This window comes from Enterobacter sp. 296B2 (genome assembly GCF_034106185.1).
Taxonomy (GTDB): Bacteria; Pseudomonadota; Gammaproteobacteria; order Enterobacterales; family Enterobacteriaceae; genus Enterobacter; species Enterobacter cloacae_N.
The window spans coordinates 105127-126680 of sequence record NZ_JAWNCA010000007.1 but is presented as its reverse complement, the minus strand read 5'-3'; the positions used below and the strand labels follow the sequence as shown (position 1 = coordinate 126680).

The window sequence follows — 21554 nt, the reverse complement described above, 5'->3', positions numbered from 1 at the left end:
GGCCTGGAAAATCTTGCCTGACATCGTTATGGTTTACGCGCTACCGGCACATCAATACTCTTCAGGATATCGACAAACACGGATGGCTCTTCTTTATTGAACAGCAGCCACACGCGATGACGTGCGCGGGTGATGGCCACGTACAGCAAACGCCGCTCTTCGGCGTCCGGAAAGTCTTCCGGCACCGGCAGCAGGGCCTCTTCCATGACCGACTCGCGAGCCGGGGCCGGGAAACCGTCGCTGCCCTCTTTCAGCCCCACCACAATCACATAATCGGCCTGCTGCCCTTTGCTGGCGTGAATGGTCATAAATTCAAGCTGCAGTTTCGGCCAACGGGTGGCGGCTTTTTCCAGCGCCGCGGGTTTAAGGTGATGGTAGCGCGCAAGCACAAGGATTCGCTCATTGGGCTTCGCATAGCCGCTGAGCTTGTCCAGCAGCGGCTCCAGCTGATCATCCGCCAGCAGGGTGACCGCTTTTTTATCCCCCGGGCGCAGGCTATTGAGCGGCTTTGCCAGCTGATGCGGGTTCTGCTGGATAAAGCGGTTGGCGATCTCACCAATTCGTGAATTGAAGCGGTATGTCGTGTCCAGATCGCTGCGGTCACCCTCGCCAAAATAGTGGTGGAACGCGGTCGTCAGTGAAAGCTGCGCCCCGCTGAAGCGGTAGATGGCCTGCCAGTCGTCCCCCACCGCAAACAGCGAGGTATGTTTATTTTGCGCCCGCAGCGCCGAGAGCAGTGCAGCACGCTGGGGTGAGATGTCCTGAAACTCATCCACCAGAATATGTTTCCATGGGCTGACAAAGCGCCCCTTCTCAAGAATGATGATAGCCTGATGGATCAAACCGGAGAAATCGACGGCATTTTCCTCTTTCAGCGCGGTTTTCCAGCCTTTCAGCAGCGGAGCCATCAGCTTGACCCGCTTCGAAAACAGATCGCGGATCGCCTCCGGCGCGCTTTCAATCATCTCTGCCTGTGAGCCGCCGTGCATTCGCATCAGGCTGACCCAGCGGTCAAGTCGCGAGCCGAGCCGACGCGCCAGTTTTTCATCCTGCCAGAAACTGCCCTCCGGCACCTCCCAGTTGAGTTCCTCCTCCAGCCACTGGCGCCACCCTTTCGCCTGCGCCTTTTTCTCACTGCACTGCTGACGCCACGTTTTAATAAACAACGCCTGCCGCGCCTGCGCGTCGTTTTCCAGTTTACTGATGGCAGGCACTTTTTTGCTGCCCTGCTGAATGATATGCAGCGCGAGGGCATGGAAGGTTCTGGCCGTGATATCCCGGGTGTGCAGGCGTTCCTGGATACGTTCATCCATCTCCTGTGCCGCCTTGCGGCCAAAGGCCAGAAGCAGGATCTGCTCGGCAACGGCCTCCCCGGTGGTGAGAAGCCAGCCCGCACGCGCCACCAGCACCGACGTTTTACCGCTTCCGGCCCCCGCCAGCACCAGCAGCGACTGCTCGCCGTTGACCACCGCGCGCGCCTGAGCAGGGTTGAGCGGTGAAGATTCCACCGTGCTGAAAAAGTCGGCGTATTGGGTGAGCATGGCGTCTGTCCAGGCCTGATTATGCGCCAGCCGGCTTTTATCCATATCGTTCAGCCAGGCCTGACACTGACGCCAGGCGTCGCGACAGTTGTCGAACTCATCAAGACGCGTCACGGAGAGCGGCAGCGCCGAGAGCGCCTGCCGGATCTTTTGCTGTAGCCCGGCGGTCTGCTGACGTGTCAGCCACGTTTGTTGCGCGTTGCTATGGGCAATATCGTCCAGCACCTGCTGCAGTACCTGAGCGGCAATGACGCTCATGTCGTGACTCCACTGCTGCCAGAGCGCGTTCAGGTGATGATGGAAACGCTGGGTTTCCGCCCACTCGGTGCCGTGAAGACGCACGACTTTATCGTCAGGCAGAACAAACTCCAGCTCGCCCCACACCAGCCCGCGCTTGCAGTGAATAGCCAGAAGCTGATTAAACGGAATAAGGTATTCGTGGCGTTCTCCGGTGACTTTCACCCCGGCATTGAGCAGAACAACTCTGTCATAGGGGTGTTGCGCCAGGCGTTTGCCTAATGAAGTTGCTTTCAGTTCCATGTCCCGCCAAATCCACGAAGAGATAATTTACCTGACAGTTTAACTGCCAGTTTTAAGGTGCTCCAGCCTAAAAAAACGTTACAATCATTGGGCGTTAATTTTATCGAAAGGAAGTGAGGGTTTATGCGTACCGTTCTGAATGTGTTGAATTTTGTGCTGGGCGGTTTTGCCACCACCCTTTCCTGGCTTTTTGCCACGCTGGTGAGCATCGTCCTGATTTTCACGCTTCCCCTGACTCGTTCCTGCTGGGAAATCACGAAACTGTCGTTCATCCCCTACGGTAACGAAGCTATCCACGTAGACGAACTGAACCCGGAGAGCAAGAGCGCCCTGATGAATACGGGGGGAACTTTGCTGAACATTCTGTGGCTGATTTTCTTCGGCTGGTGGCTGTGCATCATGCATATTTTTGCCGGTATTGCGCAGTGCATCTCAATAATTGGTATTCCGGTCGGGCTCGCAAACTTTAAGATCGCCGCCATCGCCCTTTGGCCCGTCGGTCGCAGGGTGGTTCCGGTCGAAGTGGCCCAGGCGGCGCGTGAAGCGAACGCACGTCGTCGTTTTCAGTAAATAAGGACTGGCCGCGTTTATGCTAAGCCCACTGCTTCGCCGTTATACCTGGAACAGCGCCTGGCTCTACAACGTCAGGATTTTTATCGCGCTTTGCGGCACGGCTGCCCTGCCGTGGTGGCTGAATGATGTGAAACTCACCATCCCGCTCACGTTGGGGGTGGTGGCCGGAGCGCTGGCGGATCTGGACGATCGCCTGGCTGGCCGTTTGCGTAACCTGGTGATTACGCTCGTCTGTTTTTTTATCGCCTCCGCGTCCGTTGAGTTGCTCTTTCCCTGGCCCTGGCTGTTTGCCCTGGGCCTTACGCTTTCAACCAGCGGGTTTATTTTGCTGGGCGGTCTGGGGCAGCGCTATGCCACTATCGCCTTCGGTGCCTTGCTCATCGCCATCTATACCATGCTGGGAGTGTCACTTTACGACCAATGGTATCAGCAGCCGGTTCTGCTCTTGCTGGGGGCCATCTGGTATAACCTGCTGACGTTAACCGGGCATCTGATCTTCCCGGTTCGCCCTCTGCAGGATAATCTCGCCCGCAGCTTTGAGCAGTTAGCCCACTATCTGGAACTGAAATCCCGGCTGTTCGACCCGGATATCGAGGAAGAAAGCCAGGCGCCGCTTTACGATCTGGCGCTGGCCAACGGCCAACTGGTCGCCACCCTAAACCAGACGAAAGCCTCGCTGCTTACCCGTCTGCGCGGGGATCGCGGCCAGCGCGGAACGCGAAGGACCTTACACTACTATTTTGCTGCTCAGGATATTCATGAACGCGCCAGCTCTTCGCACGTTCAGTACGCCGCTCTGCGCGAGAAGTTCCGCTACAGCGACGTGATGTTCCGCTTCCAGCGCCTGCTGTCCATGCAGTCTCAGGCATGCCAGCAGCTCGCACGATCCATTCTGCTGCGCACGCCCTATCAGCATGACTCACGCTTCGAACGGGTATTTAGCCATCTTGATGCGGCGCTCGACCGCGTGCAGGCCAGTGGAACGTCACCGGAACAGATCAAAGCGCTGGGTTTTCTGCTGAACAACCTGCGGGCGATTGATGCACAGCTGGCGACGATTGAGTCCGAGCAGGCGATGGCAATGCCGGGCAATGAGATAGACAACCAGCTCGCTGATGACAGCGTGCACGGCGTTAGCGATATGTGGCTGCGGCTGAGCCGCAATTTTACGCCGGAGTCGGCGCTGTTTCGCCACGCGGTGCGAATGTCCGTGGTCTTATGCGTGGGGTATGCTTTTATCCAGATAACCGGTTTGCACCACGGCTACTGGATCCTGCTGACCAGCCTGTTCGTCTGCCAGCCGAACTATAACGCCACCCGACACCGCCTGGCGCTGCGCATTATCGGCACGCTGGTCGGCGTCGCAATCGGCCTTCCGGTGCTCTATTTCGTGCCGTCTATTGAAGGACAGCTGATCCTGATCGTGATCACCGGCGTGTTGTTCTTCGCGTTTCGCAACGTACAGTACGCTCATGCCACCATGTTCATCACGCTGCTGGTTCTGCTCTGCTTTAACCTGCTGGGTGAAGGTTTCGAGGTCGCCCTGCCCCGTGTGATCGATACCCTTATTGGCTGCGCCATCGCCTGGGCCGCGGTCAGCTTTATCTGGCCGGACTGGCGTTTCCGTAACTTACCGCGCGTGTTAGACAGGGCCATGAACGCCAACTGTCGATATCTGGATGCCATCCTTGAGCAATACCATCAGGGTCGCGATAACCGTCTGGCTTACCGTATAGCCCGCCGCGATGCGCACAACAGCGATGCCGAGCTGGCCTCGGTCGTCTCCAACATGTCAACGGAGCCGCGCGCCACGGCGGAGATCCGTGAGACGGCTTTCCGGCTGCTCTGCCTGAACCATACCTTCACGAGCTATATTTCGACGCTGGGTGCCCACCGCGAGAAACTGACCAACCCGGGTATCCTCAGCCTGCTGGATGACGCGGTCTGTTATGTCGATGACGCTTTGCATCACCGGCCAGCCGATGAACCGCGCGTGAGACAAGCGCTGGATGAACTGACGCAACGTATAGCGCATCTGGAGCCCGGAAACGACAGCAAAGCGCCTCTGGTGTTACAGCAGATTGGCCTGCTCATCGCCTTGCTGCCTGAAATTTGCCGGCTGCAACAGCAAATCGCTACCTTGAGGAGTGATTTTCCTGTGGCGCAGGCAGCGCATTAAACCACTCCGTCAACTCCCGGCGAATGCCGGCCGGGAGTGCCGCCTCATGTAGCCCTTCAATAGCCCCTTCCAGCGCGAAAAGCACTTTGATACTAAGCGCTTTATTTTTCGCCCGCATTTTCAGCCAGCTCTCCCTGGCACCAAGCGCCCGCAGCGTTTCTTCGTTGGCAATGCCCGCTTCAAGGAGCAACACTTCCAGCTGAAAGGTCAGGTTTGGCAGATCTTTAAGTCGATTGCGCTGATGGCGCTGATAACGCTCTTTTCTCGCCGCATTGAGCGCGAACGAAGAGAGCTGAAGCAGACGCTCCCTGTCCTGCCATAACCCGTCATCCACCCGGTAATAGTTGAGAAGCACCGGGCGACCCCGCTTCATCAGGGTCAAAAAAGACGCAGCATTTTTTACACAGTATTTGGCGCTTTCTTCACAGGCTCGGAGGTAAAGCTCGCCATCTGACACCATGGCAAAAACCGCGTCATCCACCGCCAGGGTATAGCCGCCGAACAGCGCACGATGATGAATTTCACCCAGCGGTGAGAGGTATTCCTGGGATTTATAAATCCGTTCATAAGATATCTTTTTCATGATATTTCCCTTCAAAATCATAAAGTAACAACGAAGTTTCTTACTAGCGGATCCGTTAGCAGGAAAATAGGCAACTTAGCGTCGTTGAGCAAGATGATTTTTCGAAGGGCATCAATATTGAATGAATTTTGCGAGTCGCTTTCCGAAAATGAGGTTGATCTTTATGCATACAGGGGTTACTGTATATTCATACAGTAACTACAGGGCTGGAATGAAAATGTACACTTCAGGCTATGCAAATCGCTCAACTTCTCTCACCTCTACCGCGGGCAATGTCGCGCAAAACGCCGTTGGTGGTGCTTCGACGGGGCTTATTAGTGAAGTGGTTTATCGTGAAGACCAGCCCCTGTTGACCCAACTCCTGCTGCTGCCGCTATTACAGCAGCTTGGTCAGCAATCTCGCTGGCAACTCTGGCTGACGCCACAGCAGAAACTGAGCCGTGAATGGGTGCAGTCCGCAGGCCTGCCCCTGGCTAAGGTGATGCAGATCAACCAACTTTCACCGTGTGATACCGTCGAGTCGATGATTCGAGCGTTGCGCACCGGAAATTACAGCGTGGTGATCGGGTGGTTACCGGAAGAATTGACGGAAGAGGAACATTTTCGTCTGACCGAAGCGGCTGAAGAAGGGAATGCGATCGGGTTTATCATGCGCCCGGTTCGTCCAGATTCTTATCGCAGAGGACAACTTTCTGGGCTAAAAATTCACTCAAATTTGTATCATTGAGTGAAATTAAGATTTTTCCTGGAATTTTTTTTGACCGCAAGATGCGGTTTTAGTTCCCGGCCTCAAAATTCCGGCAAGGCTTGTCTGGTGCGGTTCTCCTTAATTTTATTGCACAAAATTCGTTCTAAAAATGTTAAATAATAGGTATACGGAACTTTTTTTTTCATATGCCTGACAGACTTCACACTTGTAAGTTTTCAGCTACGTTGTAGACTTTACATCGCCAGGGGTGCTCGGCCTAAGCCGAAGATATCGGTAGATTTATATTTGACCACGCCCCCCGGTGAAGGATTTAACCGTGATTCTCTCTTGAGACCTTCATGGCGAATTTTGGATGATAACGAGGCGCAAAAAATGAAAAAGACAGCTATCGCGATTGCAGTGGCACTGGCTGGCTTCGCTACCGTAGCGCAGGCCGCTCCGAAAGATAATACCTGGTATGCAGGTGGTAAACTGGGCTGGTCTCAGTTCCATGACACTGGCTGGTACAACAGCAGCCTGAACAACGATGGCCCTACTCACGAGAGCCAGCTTGGTGCAGGTGCGTTCGGTGGCTATCAGGTTAACCCGTATGTTGGCTTTGAAATGGGTTACGACTGGTTAGGTCGTATGCCATACAAAGGCGATACCATCAATGGCGCTTTCAAAGCTCAGGGCGTTCAGCTGACCGCTAAACTCGGTTACCCAGTAACTGACGATCTGGACGTGTACACCCGTCTGGGCGGCATGGTATGGCGTGCAGACTCCAGCAACAACATCGCTGGCGACGACCATGACACTGGCGTTTCCCCAGTATTCGCTGGTGGCGTTGAGTGGGCTATGACCCGTGACATCGCTACCCGTCTGGAATACCAGTGGGTTAACAACATCGGTGACGGTGCTACCGTTGGCGTTCGTCCAGACAACGGCATGCTGAGCGTAGGTGTTTCCTACCGTTTCGGCCAGCAGGAAGATGCAGCACCAGTTGTTGCTCCAGCGCCGGCTCCAGCTCCAGAAGTACAGACCAAGCACTTCACTCTGAAGTCTGACGTTCTGTTCAACTTCAACAAAGCGACCCTGAAACCAGAAGGTCAGCAGGCACTGGATCAGCTGTACACCCAGCTGAGCAACCTGGATCCTAAAGACGGTTCTGTAGTGGTTCTGGGCTTCACCGACCGCATCGGTTCTGACGCTTACAACCAGAAACTGTCTGAGAAACGTGCTCAGTCTGTTGTTGATTACCTGATCTCTAAAGGTATCCCAGCTAACAAGATCTCCCCACGTGGTATGGGCGAATCTAACCCAGTTACTGGCAACACCTGTGACAACGTTAAAGCTCGCGCTGCACTGATCGACTGCCTGGCACCAGATCGTCGCGTAGAGATCGAAGTTAAAGGCGTTAAAGACGTTGTAACTCAGCCAGCGGCATAAGTTATCGTCTTATAAAAAAAACCCCGCCATGCGGGGTTTTTTATTGTCTTAAGAAAACAAAAATCTACTTTTTGCCCAACAACGCCTGAAGGTCGTTTTTCAGCGACGACATCTGGTTAGCGTACTTCTCTTTATGTTCGGCATCCTCAATCAACTGCACGATGGTTTCCGACAGGGTCTTACCACGCCGTTGCGCCAGCCCAGCCAGACGCTGCCAGACCACGAATTCAAGATCGATGGACTTTTTCCGGGTATGCTGATGCTCAGCATTAAAATGCCGTTTACGTCGCGCGCGGATAGTTTGCTTCATCCGGTTTAGCAACGCAGGATTAATGTGCTTCTCAATCCAGCCATTAACCTGTACCGGTTCATTTTCGAGGGTCAGCAAAATATCCACGGCTTCTTGCGCAGCGCTGGCTTCGATGTAGCAGGTGATCAGCTCCCCTTCACGGTGCTTTTTGACCAGGTACTTCCATTTCCAGCCGCTTTCGAGATTTTCCAGTTGTTGATATTTCATTGCGATCTCAGTGTTACCACGTAACTCTGTTCAGAATATCAGTTTTTTAGCAATCTGCTGAAAAGAAATCATATCCTGTGAGTGAATGCGGCCAATCCGCCTGCTGAAATACCCGATCCTGCTTGGGTAGAGCCCCCCGCTTACGGTATACTCCACGCTTTTACATCTGACTAAAAAACATCAACTTTGACCATTACGAAACTAGCATGGCGTGACCTTGTTCCGGATGCCGAGAGCTATCAGGAACTGTTTGCACAGCCCGATCTCGCAAAAGAACACGAATTCATCCTTAGCGATACGCAACCACGCTTACATTATGCGCTGGAGCAGGCGTTAAGTCCGTGGGCGACATCGCCCTTCATGCTGCTGAAAGCCCCGGAAGAAGCGGAATATCTGACGCTGCTTGGGGATGCCATGCGCCAGCTGCAGCCGGACACCAACGCGGTCTTTGGCGGCCAGTATCGTATCGCGGGGAATAATATTACCTTCGAACCGGCGGGCCAGGCCGACGGTCGTTTTGCTGCTAAAGGCGAGGTGATAACCGCTAATTGGGTCGAGGCTGAACAGCTCTTTGGCTGTCTGCGCCAGTTTAACGGCGAGCTTTCCCTGCAGCCGGGGCTGGTGCATCGCGCAAACGGCGGCGTGCTCATCATCTCACTGCGCACCCTGCTCTCGCAGCCGCTGCTGTGGATGCGCCTGAAAACCATTGTGACCCAACAGCGCTTTGACTGGGTCGGTTACGATGAGTCTCGCCCTCTTCCTGTCTCCGTGCCGTCAATGCCGCTGTCGCTGACCGTCGTGCTGACGGGCGACCGCGAATCGCTGGCGGACTTCCAGGAAATGGAGCCGGAACTGGCCGAGCAGGCAGTTTACAGCGAATATGAAGACAACATCCAGATTGCCGATGCTGACGACATGGCGCAGTGGTGTCAGTGGGTGATGGCCGTGGCGGAACGTTTTGCATTGCCAACGCCTGCCGCCGACGCGTGGCCGGGTTTGATCCGTGAAGCCGTTCGCTATACCGGTGACCAGGAGACCTTGCCGCTCTGCCCGCTCTGGATCGGCAAGCAGCTGCGTGAGGTGGGTACCATCGGCGGTAACGGCGCCTTTACTGGCGAACAGCTCACCCAGATGCTGGCGCAGCGGGAGTGGCGCGAAGGCTATCTTGCTGACCGCATGCAGGATGAAATTCTGCTGGAACAAATTCTGGTCGAGACCGAAGGCGAACGCGTCGGTCAGATTAACGCCCTGTCGGTGATTGTATTTCCCGGCCATCCGCGCGCGTTCGGTGAACCGTCCCGTATCAGCTGCGTTGTGCATATTGGCGATGGCGAGTTTACCGATATTGAACGCAAAGCCGAGCTGGGCGGAAACATTCACGCCAAAGGCATGATGATCATGCAGGCGTTTTTGATGTCCGAGCTGCAGCTCGAGCAGCAAATCCCCTTCTCCGCCTCGCTGACGTTCGAACAGTCCTACAGCGAAGTGGATGGCGATAGCGCCTCTATGGCAGAGCTGTGCGTCTTAATCAGCGCCTTGGCGGACGTGCCGATCAACCAGAATATTGCCATCACCGGTTCGGTCGATCAGTTTGGTCGTGCTCAGCCCGTTGGCGGTCTGAACGAAAAAATTGAAGGCTTCTTCTCTATTTGTCAGCAGCGTGGTTTAAACGGCAAACAGGGGGTGATTATTCCCGCGCCCAACGTACGCCATCTCAGCCTGAGCCAGGATATTCTGGACGCGGTTGAACAGGAACAATTCGCCATCTGGGCAATCGAAGGGATTGAGGATGCACTACCCTTACTGACAAACCTGGTATGGGATGGCGAGGGGCAGACGACCCTGATGCAGACTATCCAGGAGCGCATTGCTCAGGCGACACAGCAGGATGCTCGTCATCGTTATCCATGGCCGTTACGCTGGCTGGGTTGGTTGAGTTCGAACTGATCGGACTTGTTCAGCGTACACGTGTTAGCTATCCTGCGTCCTTCACTAAAATAAGGCTTACTGAGAACATGGTAGATAAACGCGAATCCTATACAAAAGAAGACCTTCTTGCCTCTGGTCGCGGAGAACTGTTTGGCGCGAAAGGCCCACAGTTACCGGCCCCGAACATGCTGATGATGGACCGTGTCGTGAAAATGACCGAAACCGGCGGCAACTTCGATAAGGGTTACGTAGAAGCAGAACTCGATATCAACCCGGACCTGTGGTTCTTCGGTTGCCACTTTATTGGCGATCCGGTAATGCCTGGCTGCCTGGGCCTGGATGCCATGTGGCAGCTGGTTGGCTTCTATCTGGGCTGGCTGGGTGGTGAAGGTAAAGGCCGCGCGCTGGGCGTGGGCGAAGTGAAATTCACCGGTCAGGTTCTGCCTACGGCGAAGAAAGTGACTTATCGTATTCACTTCAAGCGCATCGTTAACCGTCGCCTGATTATGGGCCTGGCAGATGGCGAAGTGCTGGTAGACGGTCGTCTGATCTATACCGCTAACGACCTGAAAGTGGGTCTGTTCCAGGATACCTCTGCTTTCTGATAACGGCTTTTAGCCCCATCCAGAAAGGCGAAACCTCCGCAGTGCGGAGGTTTCTTTTTTTAAAGAGACGTTATCAGGCTATAAGTGCCCTGTCGCCGATGGCTTCTCGCCAGCCTCCCAGCCATTGTGACCTTTGGTTTATCGTCTGATAAGGACACATTTCTTTCGAACGTCCAGCGATGCCGGCCTGATAACCACGTTGATGAGCCCGTTCCAGGCGATCTCGTTTCTGTCTCTTCATGCCTCGTTTCCCTCATTCTTTTGTCTGGTGGAAAGAAAACAGTGTCTGCGCCAGATGCGCAGGCACAGATAACGAATACCCCGAATTAGTCCCAGCGTCAATGTTCAAAATTCATACGGGTGTCATATTTGTGAGCTAGCCAGAAGATCATTTGTACAAAAATTGTGACGCGGCACAAGTAACAACCTGACGCCAAAACGAAAAAAAAACCGCAATCAGCACCAGGCCGATTGCGGTTTTTGACGATGAATTTTACTTATGGCAGCCGGGAAATTTCCCTGGCGATATTGGCTGATTCCTGCGCCCAGCCCTGGGCCAGCACTTTCACCATTTCATCATAGCCATCCTTCTGCTGCTTCAGCTCCAGATGGAAAGGACGCTTAATCAGCTGTCCCTGATGATTCAACAGCCACTCGCCGCTGATGACAACGGCACCGTCATAACGACCATGGAAGCCCGTTACCGTGACGTTCAGCGTGTCCTGATCGCTTCCCAGAGGCTGGGAGGCAACAACCCAGCCCGGAAGCTGACTGCCAAGATTCGCCACCAGCGTATTGCGTAGCTGCTGATCCAGCGGACTGGCCCACAGGTTGTTGTTGGCGATAACGTACTGCACATCGCTGGTCTGATAGACCACTCCGTTGCCGGCCAGGTAATCTGGCACGGCGACCTGCTCAACCCACAGCAGACGGTTGCCCTGCGAGGCGCTACTTTGCGTAACCGCCTGCGTCCCCATCGGTAGCTGGTAGTAGCTTTTCGTTTCGCTCCCGGAGCTACAGGCCGTGAGTACCATCGCTCCTGCAATCGCTAGCCATTTTTTCATTGTTTCGCCCTCTTCGGCTCAGGATCCTTTTTATCTTTCGCTTCGAACACCAGCGCATTGCTCTTCTCGTTGAGCGTTTTCAGAACCGGCTGCAGTTCGCGCAAGACCTGATCGAGACGCTGCATATCTGCGACCATCTTGTTGTATGCCGCCGAGCCGGGCTGGAAGCCCTGCATACTGCGGTTCAGCTCACGCAGCGTTTTCTGCATATCCTGCGGCAGCTGCTGCATGCTCTGGCTGGCGGTGATCTTATTGATGTTATCCAGCGTGGCCTGCAGGCGTTGCATTGTCGCCTGGCTTTGATGCAATGAACCTGTCGCTGCTTCAATCATTGGGTTCAATGGCAGATTGTTGATCTTATCCAGCGTCTCCATCAGACGCTGCTGGATCTGCGCCAGACCGCTGCTCACCGTTGGGATGATCTTATAGCCACCGAATTCGCGAATACCGGTAATCGGCGGTGCTTTCGGGTAGAAGTCCATATCCACATACAGCGCACCGGTCACCAGGTTACCCGTCTTCAACGATCCACGCAGACCGCGTTCCATCAGCTGGCTGATGTGGGTGGCAATATCCTGATTCTCGCCAATCTGATTGATCAGGCGTTCGGGTTCAATACGAATCAGCACCGGTATGCGGTAATCATCATCCAGTACCTGCTGCAGGCCAGGCACAAAGAACGGAACTTGTCCAACCGTACCAAGGCGAATACCGCGGAACTCAACAGGCGCTCCCGGCTGCAGACCGCGGACGGAATCTTTGAAGAACATCAGGAAGTCAACGTGATCGGTGTAGAGCGCATCCTGAATGCTTTTTTGATCGTCGAACAGGCGGAAAGCGGTGTTCTCCGCAACCGGCTGCCCCAGGTCGAGCCCTTCCGGTACGTCAAAGCTCACACCGCCGCCAAACAGCGTTGTCAGCGATCCCATTTCAACGCGCATGCCCGCCGAGGTCAGATCCACTGCGATGCCGCTGTCTTTCCAGAAACGGACGTTGCTGGTGACCAGACGATCGTTAGGCGCATTGATGAACAGCTGATAGCTGATAGCTCTTTTCTGAGGATCGAACGTGCTTTTCTCCACCGACCCCACGCGATAGCCGCGGAACAGTACCGGGTCACCCGCCGTGAGTTGGCCCGCTTTTTTACTGTCGAGGATCACGCGGATACCTTTTGCATCAGGCGGTGCCAGCGGCGGTGAATCCAGAAGTTGGTACTGCGCCGGCTGGTTGCCTTTTGCACCTGGCTGCAGCTCGATGTAGGCACCCGAAAGCAGCGTCCCTAAGCCGCTGATCCCTTCACGCCCCACCTGCGGTTTAACTACCCAGAAAACAGAGTCGCCGTGCAGCAGTTTTTCCATGCCGGCATTAAGGCGCGCCTTAATCTCCACATGGGTTAAATCGTCGGTCAGGGTTGCGCTTTCCACCACGCCCACATCCACGCTACGGCTTTTGATGGTCGTTTTACCGCCCTCAATCCCCTCGGCATTGGTGGTAATCAGCGTCACTTCCGGCCCCTGATGGCTGTAATGATAAAACAGGATCCAGGCACCGATCAGCGCAGTCACAATGGGAAAAATCCACACCGGCGACCAGTTTTTGACCTTCTGCACTTTCGCCTCTCCACTCTTATTTTCCATGCTCTTACTCTTCCTCATGGCTTGATTCAGGCTCACGATCCCACGATAAACGAGGGTCGAAGGTCATGGCCGCAAACATGGTCATAATCACGACCAGTGCAAACATTAAAGCCCCCATCGCGGGATAAATACTCATCAAACCGCCCATCCGCACCAGCGCAGAGAGAACGGCAATTACAAACACGTCGATCATTGACCAACGACCGACAAATTCGACCACTTCGTAAATCAGGTGCATGCGTTCGCTGTCGCGCTTTCCGTGGCCTTTTGCATCCCAGCAGAGCCAGGCAATCGCGATCATTTTCAAGGTGGGCACCATGATACTGGCGATGAAAATCACGCCGGCGACAGGATAGGATCCTTCGCCCCACAGCAGTATGACCCCGGCGAGGATCGTCGAGGGCATTTTGTCGCCGAGCAAATCGGTGATCATAATCGGCAGAATATTGGCGGGCAGATACAGCATGACGGAGGTCACCAGCAGCGCCATCGTCCACTGCAGGCTGTTTTTACGGCGAACATGGCCCTTCGTTTCGCAGCGCGGACAAACCTCGAGATCGGCAGGCAGCACGGCGGTACAGCACGGACAAGAACGGAGCCCCTGACGAATACCCGGCACGCCCACCTTCACCGTCTGCGCGAGCGTCGGTGCCGGGGCGATATCATCCCAGGCCCAGCGCCTGTCCACGCACTGGAAAGCGCGCAGCTGCAGAACGCAATACAGACACCAGGGAATAAAGCTGCTGCCAATCCCCACATCGCCGTACGCCATCAGCTTCACGAAACTGACCAGTATCCCCGCCAGAAAAATCTCGGCCATCCCCCAGCTTTTGAGCTGAAAAAGGATACGCGCGAGCCGGATTTTCAGTGATGCCGGCATTCTGACACGGTTGACCAGCAAAAGGATGACGACCAGGCAAAACGCCGGGACTATCTGGACAAACAGCAGAAAAAAGGTGCCGAGGCTGGCGTAATCTTCCGAGAACATCACGCCCGGGATTTCAAGCAGATTCACCTGGCTTGTCATCCCACCGACCTTCATATAGATGAAGGGGAAGAGATTGGAGAGCAGCAGCATGAACAGTGCTGCCAGCGCGTAGGCAGTGGGACGCTGCCGCGGCGCGTCCCACTCGGTTGTCAACGTCGCGCCACAGCGTGGACACAGGGCTTTATGTCCGTGACCAAGCTCTGGCAACGCCACGAGCATATCGCATTGCGAGCATAATATATGCCTGTCGGCATGGTGCTGGTCACACATATTTAATCCCTGTTTATGCGCCGTTTTTCAGAGACTCAAGGTACTCCCAGCGCTCAAATGCTTCTTCCAGGGCTTTTTCAGCCGCGGACATTTCAGCCAGTACTTTCTGAGTATAGTCATGCGATTGGGTGAAGAATGACGCATCAGCCACCTGCGCTTGCAGCTCCTCAAGCGCAGCCTCCAGCTCTTCGAGACGCTGAGGTAGCCCCTCCAGTTCGCGCTGCAGGTTATAGCTTAGTTTAGCCGAGGTTTTCTTGACAGTTTCTGCTTTTGTTACAGCAGGTTCAGAACTTGTTCTGGACTTCGACTGTTTCTGCGCCAGAGACTGCGACTGCTGGCCTTTTGCATCGTGATAACCGCCGACGTATTGGCCAATTCGCCCTTCACCTTCGAAGATCCAGCACTCGGTCACGGTGTTATCCACGAACTGACGATCGTGGCTAACCAGCATCACGGTTCCCTGATAACCGTCGATCAGCTCTTCCAGTAATTCCAGCGTTTCGACATCCAGATCGTTCGTCGGTTCATCGAGGATCAGCAGGTTGCTTGGCTTCAGGAACAGACGAGCCAGCAGAAGACGGTTACGCTCCCCGCCGGAGAGCGCGCGCACCGGCGTCATCGCACGTTTCGGGTGGAACAGGAAGTCCTGCAGGTAGCCCAGCACGTGGCGCGGCTTACCGTTTACCATCACTTCCTGCTTACCTTCAGCGAGGTTATCCATTACCGTGCGATCCGGATCCAGCTCCGCGCGGTGCTGGTCGAAGTAGGCCACTTCCAGCTTCGTGCCACAGTGAATGCGGCCGCTGTCGGCCTGCAGTTGGCCCAGCATTAGCTTAAGCAGCGTGGTTTTACCGCAGCCGTTCGGACCAATCAGCGCAATTTTATCGCCGCGCTGAACCTGCGCGGAGAAATCTTTCACCAGCACCTTGCCGTCTACCTGGTAGTTGACGTTTTCCATTTCGAAGACGATCTTGCCAGAGCGGGACGCCTCTTCCACCTGCATTTTGGCGCTGCCCATCACTTCACGGCGTTCGCTGCGCTCACGGCGCATGGCCTTCAGCGCGCGCACGCGGCCCTCGTTACGGGTGCGACGGGCCTTGATGCCCTGGCGGATCCACACCTCTTCCTGCGCCAGCTTGCGGTCGAACTCGGCGTTCTGCAATTCTTCCACGCGCAGGTTTTCTTCTTTCTCCAGCAGATAGGTGTCGTAATCGCCGGGATAGGTGACCAGCTTGCCGCGGTCGAGGTCGACAATGCGCGTCGCCATATTGCGAATAAACGAACGGTCGTGCGAGATGAAGATGATGGTGCCGCTGAAGGTTTTCAGGAACCCTTCCAGCCAGTCAATCGCTTCGATATCCAGGTGGTTGGTCGGTTCGTCCAGCAGCAACACCTTCGGCCCGCTGACCAGCGCGCGGCCCAGAGCCGCTTTACGCAGCCAACCGCCGGAGAGCGCCGAGAGCTCCATATCCGGTTCCAGACCGAGCTGCGCCAGCACTTCATTAATGCGGTTTTCCAGCTGCCACAGGCCGTGGTGATCGAGCATCTCCTGCACTTTCGCCAGTTCGTTGAGGTTCTTGTCGCTCGGGTCGGTCATCACCAGATGCGAAATCTCGTGATAGCGCTTCAGGTATTCGGCCTGCTCAGAGATGCCTTCCGCCACGAAATCGTACACGCTGCCGGTCACATGGCGCGGCGGGTCCTGCTGGAGGCGGGAGACAATCAGATCCTGCTCGTACACGATGCGGCCATCATCCAGCCCCTGCTCGCGGTTGAGAATTTTCATCAGCGTGGATTTACCCGCGCCGTTACGGCCCACCAGACAGACGCGCTCGTTATCTTCGATATGCAGCTCTGCATTATCGAGAAGCGGCGAGTCGCTGAAAGAGAGCCACGCGCCGTGCATACTAATTAATGACATTTATTTTTCCTTTCAGACCGCGGTAATCAACCAGCAGTTATGAATTTGACGGTTGCGGGCGAAGTCCTGAGACAGCGTTTTTTGGCTGATTTCTTGTGCTTTCAGGCCCAGGGCTGCTAAGCCGTCATGATCCATACGGAAGCCGCGTTTGTTGTTCGAGAACATAATGGTGCCGCCTTTGCGCAGCAGGCGCTTCAGGTCGGTCATCAGGCGCAGGTGATCGCGTTGAACGTCAAAGCTATCCTCCATGCGCTTGGAGTTGGAGAAGGTCGGCGGATCGATAAAGATCAGGTCGAACTGCTCGTCGGTATCGCGCAGCCAGCCCAGCACGTCGGCCTGCATCAGGCGATGCTGGCGTCCGGTCAGGCCATTGAGACGCAGGTTGCGCTCCGCCCACTCCAGATAGGTACGGGACATATCCACCGTAGTGGTGCTGCGCGCGCCGCCGAGACCGGCGTGCACGCTCGCGCTCCCGGTATAGGAGAACAGGTTGAGGAAATCTTTCCCCTTGCTCATCTGGCCGAGCATGCGGCGGGCGATACGGTGGTCGAGGAACAGGCCAGTATCAAGATAGTCGGTCAGGTTCACCCACAGGCGGGCGTTGTATTCGCCCACTTCGATAAAGTCACCCTTTTCGCCCATTTTCTGGTACTGGTTTTTACCCTTCTGACGCTCGCGGGTTTTCAGCACCAGCTTGTTCGGTGCAATGCCCAGCACGGCGATAGTTGCCGCAATAACGTCCAGCATACGCTGACGCGCTTTTTGCGCATCAATGGTTTTCGGCGGCGCATATTCCTGAATCACCACCCAGTCCGCGTAGCGGTCAACCGCCACGTTGTACTCCGGCAGGTCGGCATCGTACAGGCGGTAACACTCGATCCCTTCCTGTTTAGCCCACTTCTCAAACTTCTTCAGATTCTTGCGCAGACGGTTGGCGTAATCTTCCGCCACGCCGGTAGGCTTGCTGTCCGCCGCTTTCTCCGCCAGATGGTAGTTTTTCTGCACGCAGTCCAGCGGGCCGTTTTTCGCTTTAAACTGGCGATCGGCACGCAGCTGCAGGCAGCTCAGCAGCTCCGGCGAGGCGCTGAACAGAGACAGGTTCCAGCCGCCGAAGTAGTCCTTCATGTTGCGTCCCAGCAGGCTGTGCAGGGCAATCAACGCCGGCTCGCTGTCCAGACGCTCGCCGTATGGCGGGTTGCTGATCACGGTACCGTACGGGCCTTTCGGCAGCGGGTTGGTCAGGTTCGCCACGTCTTTCACCTCGAAGGTCACCAGCTCGCCGATACCGGCGCGACGGGCGTTGCTGCGGGCACGTTCAATCACGCGCGGATCGCTGTCCGAACCGTAGAAATGCGAGGTGTACTCCGCCAGGCCTTTACGCGCGCGAGTCTGCGCGTCGTCTTTAACCTCTTTCCAGAGCGCTTCGTCGTGCTGTGCCCAGCCTTTGAAGCCCCAGTGGCCGCGGTGCAGCCCCGGCGCACGGTCGGTGGCCAGCATGGCCGCTTCAATCAGCAGCGTACCGGAACCGCACATCGGATCGAGCAGCGGCGTGCCCGACTGCCAGCCGGAGCGCATTACGATGGCGGCGGCCAGGGTTTCTTTGATCGGCGCCATACCGGTGCGATCGCGGTAGCCGCGCAGGTGCAGGCCTGCGCCGCTTAGATCGAGAGAAATACTCGCCGTGTCGCCGTTCAGCCAGACGTTGATGCGCAGGTCCGGGTTTTCGCGATCGACGTTCGGACGTTCCTTATTTTTACGCGTGAAGCAGTCCACAATGGCGTCTTTGACGCGCAGGGCGCCGTACTGGCTGTTGCGGATCTCGTCGTTCACGCCATTGAAATGCACCGCGAAGGTGGCGTTCGGCGTGAAAATCTCTGTCCAGTCGATCATCTGTACGCCGGTGTAGAGATCCAGGTCGCTATAGACCTTGCACTCCTTCATCGGCAGCATGATGCGCGACGCCAGACGGCTCCACATCAGGCTCTGGTAAATAAGCCGCGTGTCGCCCTCAAAATGGACACCACCCTGAACCACCTGGCACTCTTGCGCGCCCAGGGCTTCCAGTTCAGTTTTTAACAGCTCTTCCAGCCCACGGGCCGTACTGGCAAACAGAGAATTCATATCGTCACTTTTACTCTTAGAAAATTGTCGCGCATTATAGCTAATATGGCGTGTATGTCATAAAGTTGAAGGCTTATTTTCATTTGCGGGAGTGTGCAGTGGCGACGTTATCCAGGCTTTTTATTCATCCGGTGAAATCCATGCGCGGCATTGGCGTCTCTCACGCGCTGGCCGACATGAGCGGATTCGCCTTCGATCGTATTTTTATGGTCACCGAGCCTGACGGCACGTTCATTACCGCACGCCAGTTCCCGCAGATGGTTCGCTTTACCCCTTCCCCGCTTCATGACGGTTTGCATCTGACCGCGCCGGACGGTTCCAGCACGGTGATTCGCTTTGCTGATTTTGCGGCTGTCGACGCGCCAACGGAAGTATGGGGCAACCATTTTACCGCGCGCATTGCCCCGGATGAGATTAACCGCTGGCTGAGCGGTTTCTTCTCCCGCGACGTGCAGCTGCGCTGGGTTGGTCCGGAACTGACGCGTCGCGTAAAGCGCCACGAGGCCGTACCGCTCTCCTTTGCCGATGGCTTCCCGTTCCTGCTGACCAACGAGGCGTCGCTGCGTGACTTACAAAACCGCTGCAAAGCCAGCGTGCAGATGGAGCAGTTCCGCCCAAACCTGGTGGTAACGGGGGCTAACGCATGGGAAGAAGACACCTGGAAAACGATCCGCATCGGCAGCGTTATTTTCGACGTGGTGAAGCCCTGCAGTCGCTGCATCTTCACGACGGTAAGTCCTGAAAAAGGCCAGAAGCACCCTTCCGGCGAGCCGCTGAAAACCCTGCAATCGTTCCGTACCGCGCAGGATAACGGTGATGTCGATTTCGGCCAGAACCTGATCCCCCGCTCCAGCGGCGTGATTCGCGTAGGCGATGAGGTTGAAATTCTCGCCCGCGGGCCGGCCAGAGTGTATGGCGCAGGCCAGGAAGAAGAAATGGTCGAGGCCGAGACGAACGTCGCCTCTGCGGTGGATATTCACTGGCAGGGCAAGATTATTCGCGGCAACAATCAGCAGGTGCTGCTGGAGCAACTGGAGCAAGCCGGTATTCGCGTACCGTATTCCTGCCGCGCGGGAATCTGCGGATGCTGCCGCATCAAGCTGCTTGAGGGTGAAGTGAGTGCGCTGAAGAAATCTGCAATTGGAAATGACGGCACAATTCTGTGCTGTAGCTGCGTACCGAAAACGTCGGTAGAGCTGGAAGCTTAAACCGCCTGTTCGAGGCTGAAGGAATCTACGCGCAGCTGTGGCTTCAGCCTGTCATTCATGACTTTGATAGCATCACCTAACTGCATAACCCGCCCGGCAATCGTCACGCCGGGCTGCGCCAGCAGACAGAGTGCGGCATTTTCGCCCGGCTCAACGACTAATAAACTCACCTCTTCGGCGGTATCGCTCAGGTTAACGCTGGCCGCATCGCCCGTTGCTGGCGTCCAGTCCATGCCGTGAGGCAGGAAATGCCAGCTTTTCGGCATTTGCGGTTTCAGGAAACGGATAGCCACCAGCGCATTTAATACCAGTTCGGCACGCTGCTCTTTAGAGAGCATCAAATCGCGGCATTTTTCTTCAAAGGAGAAATAAAGCGCTGCATCATCAACGCAAAAGCCCGACGGGGAAAACGCGTCCGGGGTTAACATTCGGCGGGCAAAACGAGAACGAAACAGCATGCCATTGGCTAAATCGAGCATCATACGATCATGCTCGTCGCAAAAATACCAGCGCCAGTTATCGTCAGGTTTAATTCGCATGTGTCTCTCCCGTCCCCAAACGTCCTGTACTAAAAATGTCCTGTTCGCCGCTTCGTTTATAACATTAGTAATAAAAGACTATAATGTCTAAATAAGCAACAGTGACGGAATATAAAACAACCAGGGCTGGAAATAAAGCCCTGGTTGTCTGATTAAGAGAAAAGATTAGATATGAGTAACGATTTCTTTAATCAGCGGCGGTCCTTTAAAAATAAAGCCGGAATAGATTTGCACCAGTGATGCACCGGCCGCCATCTTCTCGCGCGCGGCAATCACCGAGTCGATACCGCCGACGCCAATAATCGGTAAACGGCCTTTTAATTCCGCAGACAAAGCGCGAATAATTTCGGTGCTTTTTAATTGTACCGGACGTCCGCTTAACCCACCCGCTTCGTCACAGTTTTTCATTCCCTGAACGAGCGAACGATCGAGCGTGGTATTCGTTGCAATCACACCGTCAATATTATGGCGAACCAAACTGTCGGCAACCTGGATCAATTCTTCGGCAGAAAGATCCGGGGCGATCTTAACCGCGACCGGAACATATTTATGGTGGATCGTCTGGAGTTCATTTTGCTTATTTTTAATGGCACTCAGAAGATCGTCCAGCGCTTCGCCATATTGTAAGGAACGCAGCCCCGGGGTATTGGGTGAAGAAATATTCACCGCGATATAACCGGCATAGGCGTAGACTTTTTCCATACAAATCAGATAGTCATCTTTACCCTGCTCTACCGGCGTGTCTTTATTTTTGCCGATATTGATGCCTAATATCCCGTCAAAATGGGCTTTTTTTACGTTCTCAACAAGGTGATCAACACCGAGGTTATTAAAGCCCATGCGGTTGATCAGCCCTTCGGCTTCAACCAGGCGGAACAGGCGCGGCTTGTCATTTCCCGGCTGTGGGCGCGGCGTGACGGTACCGATTTCGATAGAGCCAAAGCCCATCGCGCCCAGGGCATCAATGCACTCGCCATTTTTGTCCAGACCCGCCGCCAGACCCAGCGGATTTTTAAAGGTCAGACCCATGCACTGCACAGGTTTTTCCGGCACATTCTGACGCACCAGAGCGGCCAAAGGCGTTCCGGTAATACGACGTAATTGCTGGAATGTAAATTCATGAGCGCGCTCGGGGTCGAGCTGGAAAAGGGCTTTACGAACGAAGGGGTAGTACATGAACTCTCCTGGATTCCCGGTGTGCA

Annotated in this window: 18 protein-coding genes; 7 read left to right on the top strand and 11 right to left on the bottom strand. The window is 55.3% G+C overall.

The annotated features are described in order from the left end of the window. Nucleotides 1-26: 26 nt before the first annotated feature. Complete coding sequence (gene helD / locus URZ40_RS07650) at nt 27-2081, bottom strand: DNA helicase IV (RefSeq protein WP_320720212.1); 2055 nt, start codon at nt 2079-2081, stop codon at nt 27-29. Between the two features lie 123 nt (nt 2082-2204). Here helD and URZ40_RS07645 point away from each other — a divergent pair, with 123 nt between their 5' ends. Then, nucleotides 2205-2651 carry a YccF domain-containing protein gene (locus URZ40_RS07645; protein ID WP_302220859.1) on the top strand — a complete coding sequence of 149 codons (447 nt, stop codon included), beginning with the start codon at nt 2205-2207 and terminating at the stop codon, nt 2649-2651. A 19-nt stretch (nt 2652-2670) separates the two neighbouring features. Next, nucleotides 2671-4833, top strand: coding sequence for a YccS family putative transporter (yccS, locus tag URZ40_RS07640; RefSeq protein WP_233002307.1), 2163 nt, complete (start codon nt 2671-2673; stop codon nt 4831-4833). On the opposite strand, the gene URZ40_RS07635 is transcribed toward yccS, so the two are convergent. After that, entirely contained in the window at nt 4790-5416 is a 627-nt protein-coding gene (locus URZ40_RS07635) for a TfoX/Sxy family DNA transformation protein (RefSeq protein ID WP_316380061.1), read from the bottom strand. The two genes, yccS and URZ40_RS07635, sit on opposite strands and share 44 nt — an antisense overlap. A 217-nt stretch (nt 5417-5633) precedes the next feature. Between URZ40_RS07635 and sulA the strand changes: the two genes are divergently transcribed. Together sulA and ompA are read left to right on the top strand one after the other, a co-directional pair. After that, a complete protein-coding gene (sulA, locus tag URZ40_RS07630) occupies nt 5634-6143 on the top strand; it encodes an SOS-induced cell division inhibitor SulA (protein WP_116340904.1) in 510 nt (169 codons plus the stop codon). Between the two features lie 354 nt (nt 6144-6497). Then, a complete protein-coding gene (ompA, locus tag URZ40_RS07625) occupies nt 6498-7553 on the top strand; it encodes a porin OmpA (RefSeq protein ID WP_108780329.1) in 1056 nt (351 codons plus the stop codon). 64 nt (nt 7554-7617) lie between these two features. Here ompA and matP read toward each other — a convergent pair whose 3' ends face one another. Next, complete coding sequence (gene matP / locus URZ40_RS07620) at nt 7618-8070, bottom strand: macrodomain Ter protein MatP (protein WP_023332611.1); 453 nt, start codon at nt 8068-8070, stop codon at nt 7618-7620. Between the two features lie 186 nt (nt 8071-8256). Between matP and URZ40_RS07615 the strand changes: the two genes are divergently transcribed. Together URZ40_RS07615 and fabA are read left to right on the top strand one after the other, a co-directional pair. Next, a complete protein-coding gene (locus tag URZ40_RS07615; RefSeq protein WP_320720211.1) occupies nt 8257-10017 on the top strand; it encodes a Lon protease family protein in 1761 nt (586 codons plus the stop codon). 68 nt (nt 10018-10085) lie between these two features. After that, nucleotides 10086-10604 carry a bifunctional 3-hydroxydecanoyl-ACP dehydratase/trans-2-decenoyl-ACP isomerase gene (gene fabA, locus URZ40_RS07610; RefSeq protein ID WP_000227926.1) on the top strand — a complete coding sequence of 173 codons (519 nt, stop codon included), beginning with the start codon at nt 10086-10088 and terminating at the stop codon, nt 10602-10604. A gap of 73 nt (nt 10605-10677) precedes the next feature. Here fabA and rmf read toward each other — a convergent pair whose 3' ends face one another. From rmf to rlmKL, 6 genes are all read right to left on the bottom strand, one after another. Continuing rightward, nucleotides 10678-10845, bottom strand: a complete 168-nt coding sequence (rmf, locus tag URZ40_RS07605) for a ribosome modulation factor (RefSeq protein WP_013097261.1) — start codon at nt 10843-10845, stop codon at nt 10678-10680. A 256-nt stretch (nt 10846-11101) separates the two neighbouring features. Continuing rightward, nucleotides 11102-11668: a membrane integrity-associated transporter subunit PqiC gene (pqiC, locus tag URZ40_RS07600; protein WP_316380059.1), complete on the bottom strand. Its 567-nt coding sequence runs from the start codon at nt 11666-11668 to the stop codon at nt 11102-11104. Next, entirely contained in the window at nt 11665-13305 is a 1641-nt protein-coding gene (gene pqiB / locus URZ40_RS07595) for an intermembrane transport protein PqiB (RefSeq protein WP_116340907.1), read from the bottom strand. The genes pqiC and pqiB overlap by 4 nt, the downstream gene beginning before the upstream one ends. 4 nt (nt 13306-13309) lie before the next feature. After that, nucleotides 13310-14563, bottom strand: a complete 1254-nt coding sequence (gene pqiA, locus URZ40_RS07590) for a membrane integrity-associated transporter subunit PqiA (RefSeq protein WP_233002303.1) — start codon at nt 14561-14563, stop codon at nt 13310-13312. 13 nt (nt 14564-14576) lie between these two features. Further along, a complete protein-coding gene (locus URZ40_RS07585) occupies nt 14577-16484 on the bottom strand; it encodes an ABC transporter ATP-binding protein (RefSeq protein ID WP_028012596.1) in 1908 nt (635 codons plus the stop codon). Nucleotides 16485-16496: 12 nt separating this feature from the next. Next, entirely contained in the window at nt 16497-18605 is a 2109-nt protein-coding gene (gene rlmKL, locus URZ40_RS07580) for a bifunctional 23S rRNA (guanine(2069)-N(7))-methyltransferase RlmK/23S rRNA (guanine(2445)-N(2))-methyltransferase RlmL (RefSeq protein ID WP_316380057.1), read from the bottom strand. 98 nt (nt 18606-18703) lie between these two features. On the opposite strand from rlmKL, the gene URZ40_RS07575 reads away from it, so the two are divergent. Next, entirely contained in the window at nt 18704-19813 is a 1110-nt protein-coding gene (locus URZ40_RS07575; protein ID WP_320720207.1) for a YcbX family protein, read from the top strand. Here URZ40_RS07575 and zapC read toward each other — a convergent pair. Together zapC and pyrD are read right to left on the bottom strand one after the other, a co-directional pair. Then, entirely contained in the window at nt 19810-20352 is a 543-nt protein-coding gene (zapC, locus tag URZ40_RS07570) for a cell division protein ZapC (protein ID WP_163328621.1), read from the bottom strand. The two genes, URZ40_RS07575 and zapC, sit on opposite strands and share 4 nt — an antisense overlap. Nucleotides 20353-20517: 165 nt before the next feature. Then, nucleotides 20518-21528 (bottom strand): quinone-dependent dihydroorotate dehydrogenase, encoded by a 1011-nt coding sequence (gene pyrD, locus URZ40_RS07565; RefSeq protein WP_032638810.1) that lies wholly within the window; start codon nt 21526-21528, stop codon nt 20518-20520. Between the last annotated feature and the right edge of the window lie 26 nt (nt 21529-21554).

Coding starts and splice junctions, on each gene's coding strand:
- helD (WP_320720212.1), bottom strand. CDS start 2,081: ATGGAACTGAAAGCAACTTCATTAGGCAAACGCCTGGCGCAACACCCC.
- URZ40_RS07645 (WP_302220859.1), top strand. CDS start 2,205: ATGCGTACCGTTCTGAATGTGTTGAATTTTGTGCTGGGCGGTTTTGCC.
- yccS (WP_233002307.1), top strand. CDS start 2,671: ATGCTAAGCCCACTGCTTCGCCGTTATACCTGGAACAGCGCCTGGCTC.
- URZ40_RS07635 (WP_316380061.1), bottom strand. CDS start 5,416: ATGAAAAAGATATCTTATGAACGGATTTATAAATCCCAGGAATACCTC.
- sulA (WP_116340904.1), top strand. CDS start 5,634: ATGTACACTTCAGGCTATGCAAATCGCTCAACTTCTCTCACCTCTACC.
- ompA (WP_108780329.1), top strand. CDS start 6,498: ATGAAAAAGACAGCTATCGCGATTGCAGTGGCACTGGCTGGCTTCGCT.
- matP (WP_023332611.1), bottom strand. CDS start 8,070: ATGAAATATCAACAACTGGAAAATCTCGAAAGCGGCTGGAAATGGAAG.
- fabA (WP_000227926.1), top strand. CDS start 10,086: ATGGTAGATAAACGCGAATCCTATACAAAAGAAGACCTTCTTGCCTCT.
- rmf (WP_013097261.1), bottom strand. CDS start 10,845: ATGAAGAGACAGAAACGAGATCGCCTGGAACGGGCTCATCAACGTGGT.
- pqiC (WP_316380059.1), bottom strand. CDS start 11,668: ATGAAAAAATGGCTAGCGATTGCAGGAGCGATGGTACTCACGGCCTGT.
- pqiB (WP_116340907.1), bottom strand. CDS start 13,305: ATGGAAAATAAGAGTGGAGAGGCGAAAGTGCAGAAGGTCAAAAACTGG.
- pqiA (WP_233002303.1), bottom strand. CDS start 14,563: ATGTGTGACCAGCACCATGCCGACAGGCATATATTATGCTCGCAATGC.
- URZ40_RS07585 (WP_028012596.1), bottom strand. CDS start 16,484: ATGTCATTAATTAGTATGCACGGCGCGTGGCTCTCTTTCAGCGACTCG.
- rlmKL (WP_316380057.1), bottom strand. CDS start 18,605: ATGAATTCTCTGTTTGCCAGTACGGCCCGTGGGCTGGAAGAGCTGTTA.
- zapC (WP_163328621.1), bottom strand. CDS start 20,352: ATGCGAATTAAACCTGACGATAACTGGCGCTGGTATTTTTGCGACGAG.
- pyrD (WP_032638810.1), bottom strand. CDS start 21,528: ATGTACTACCCCTTCGTTCGTAAAGCCCTTTTCCAGCTCGACCCCGAG.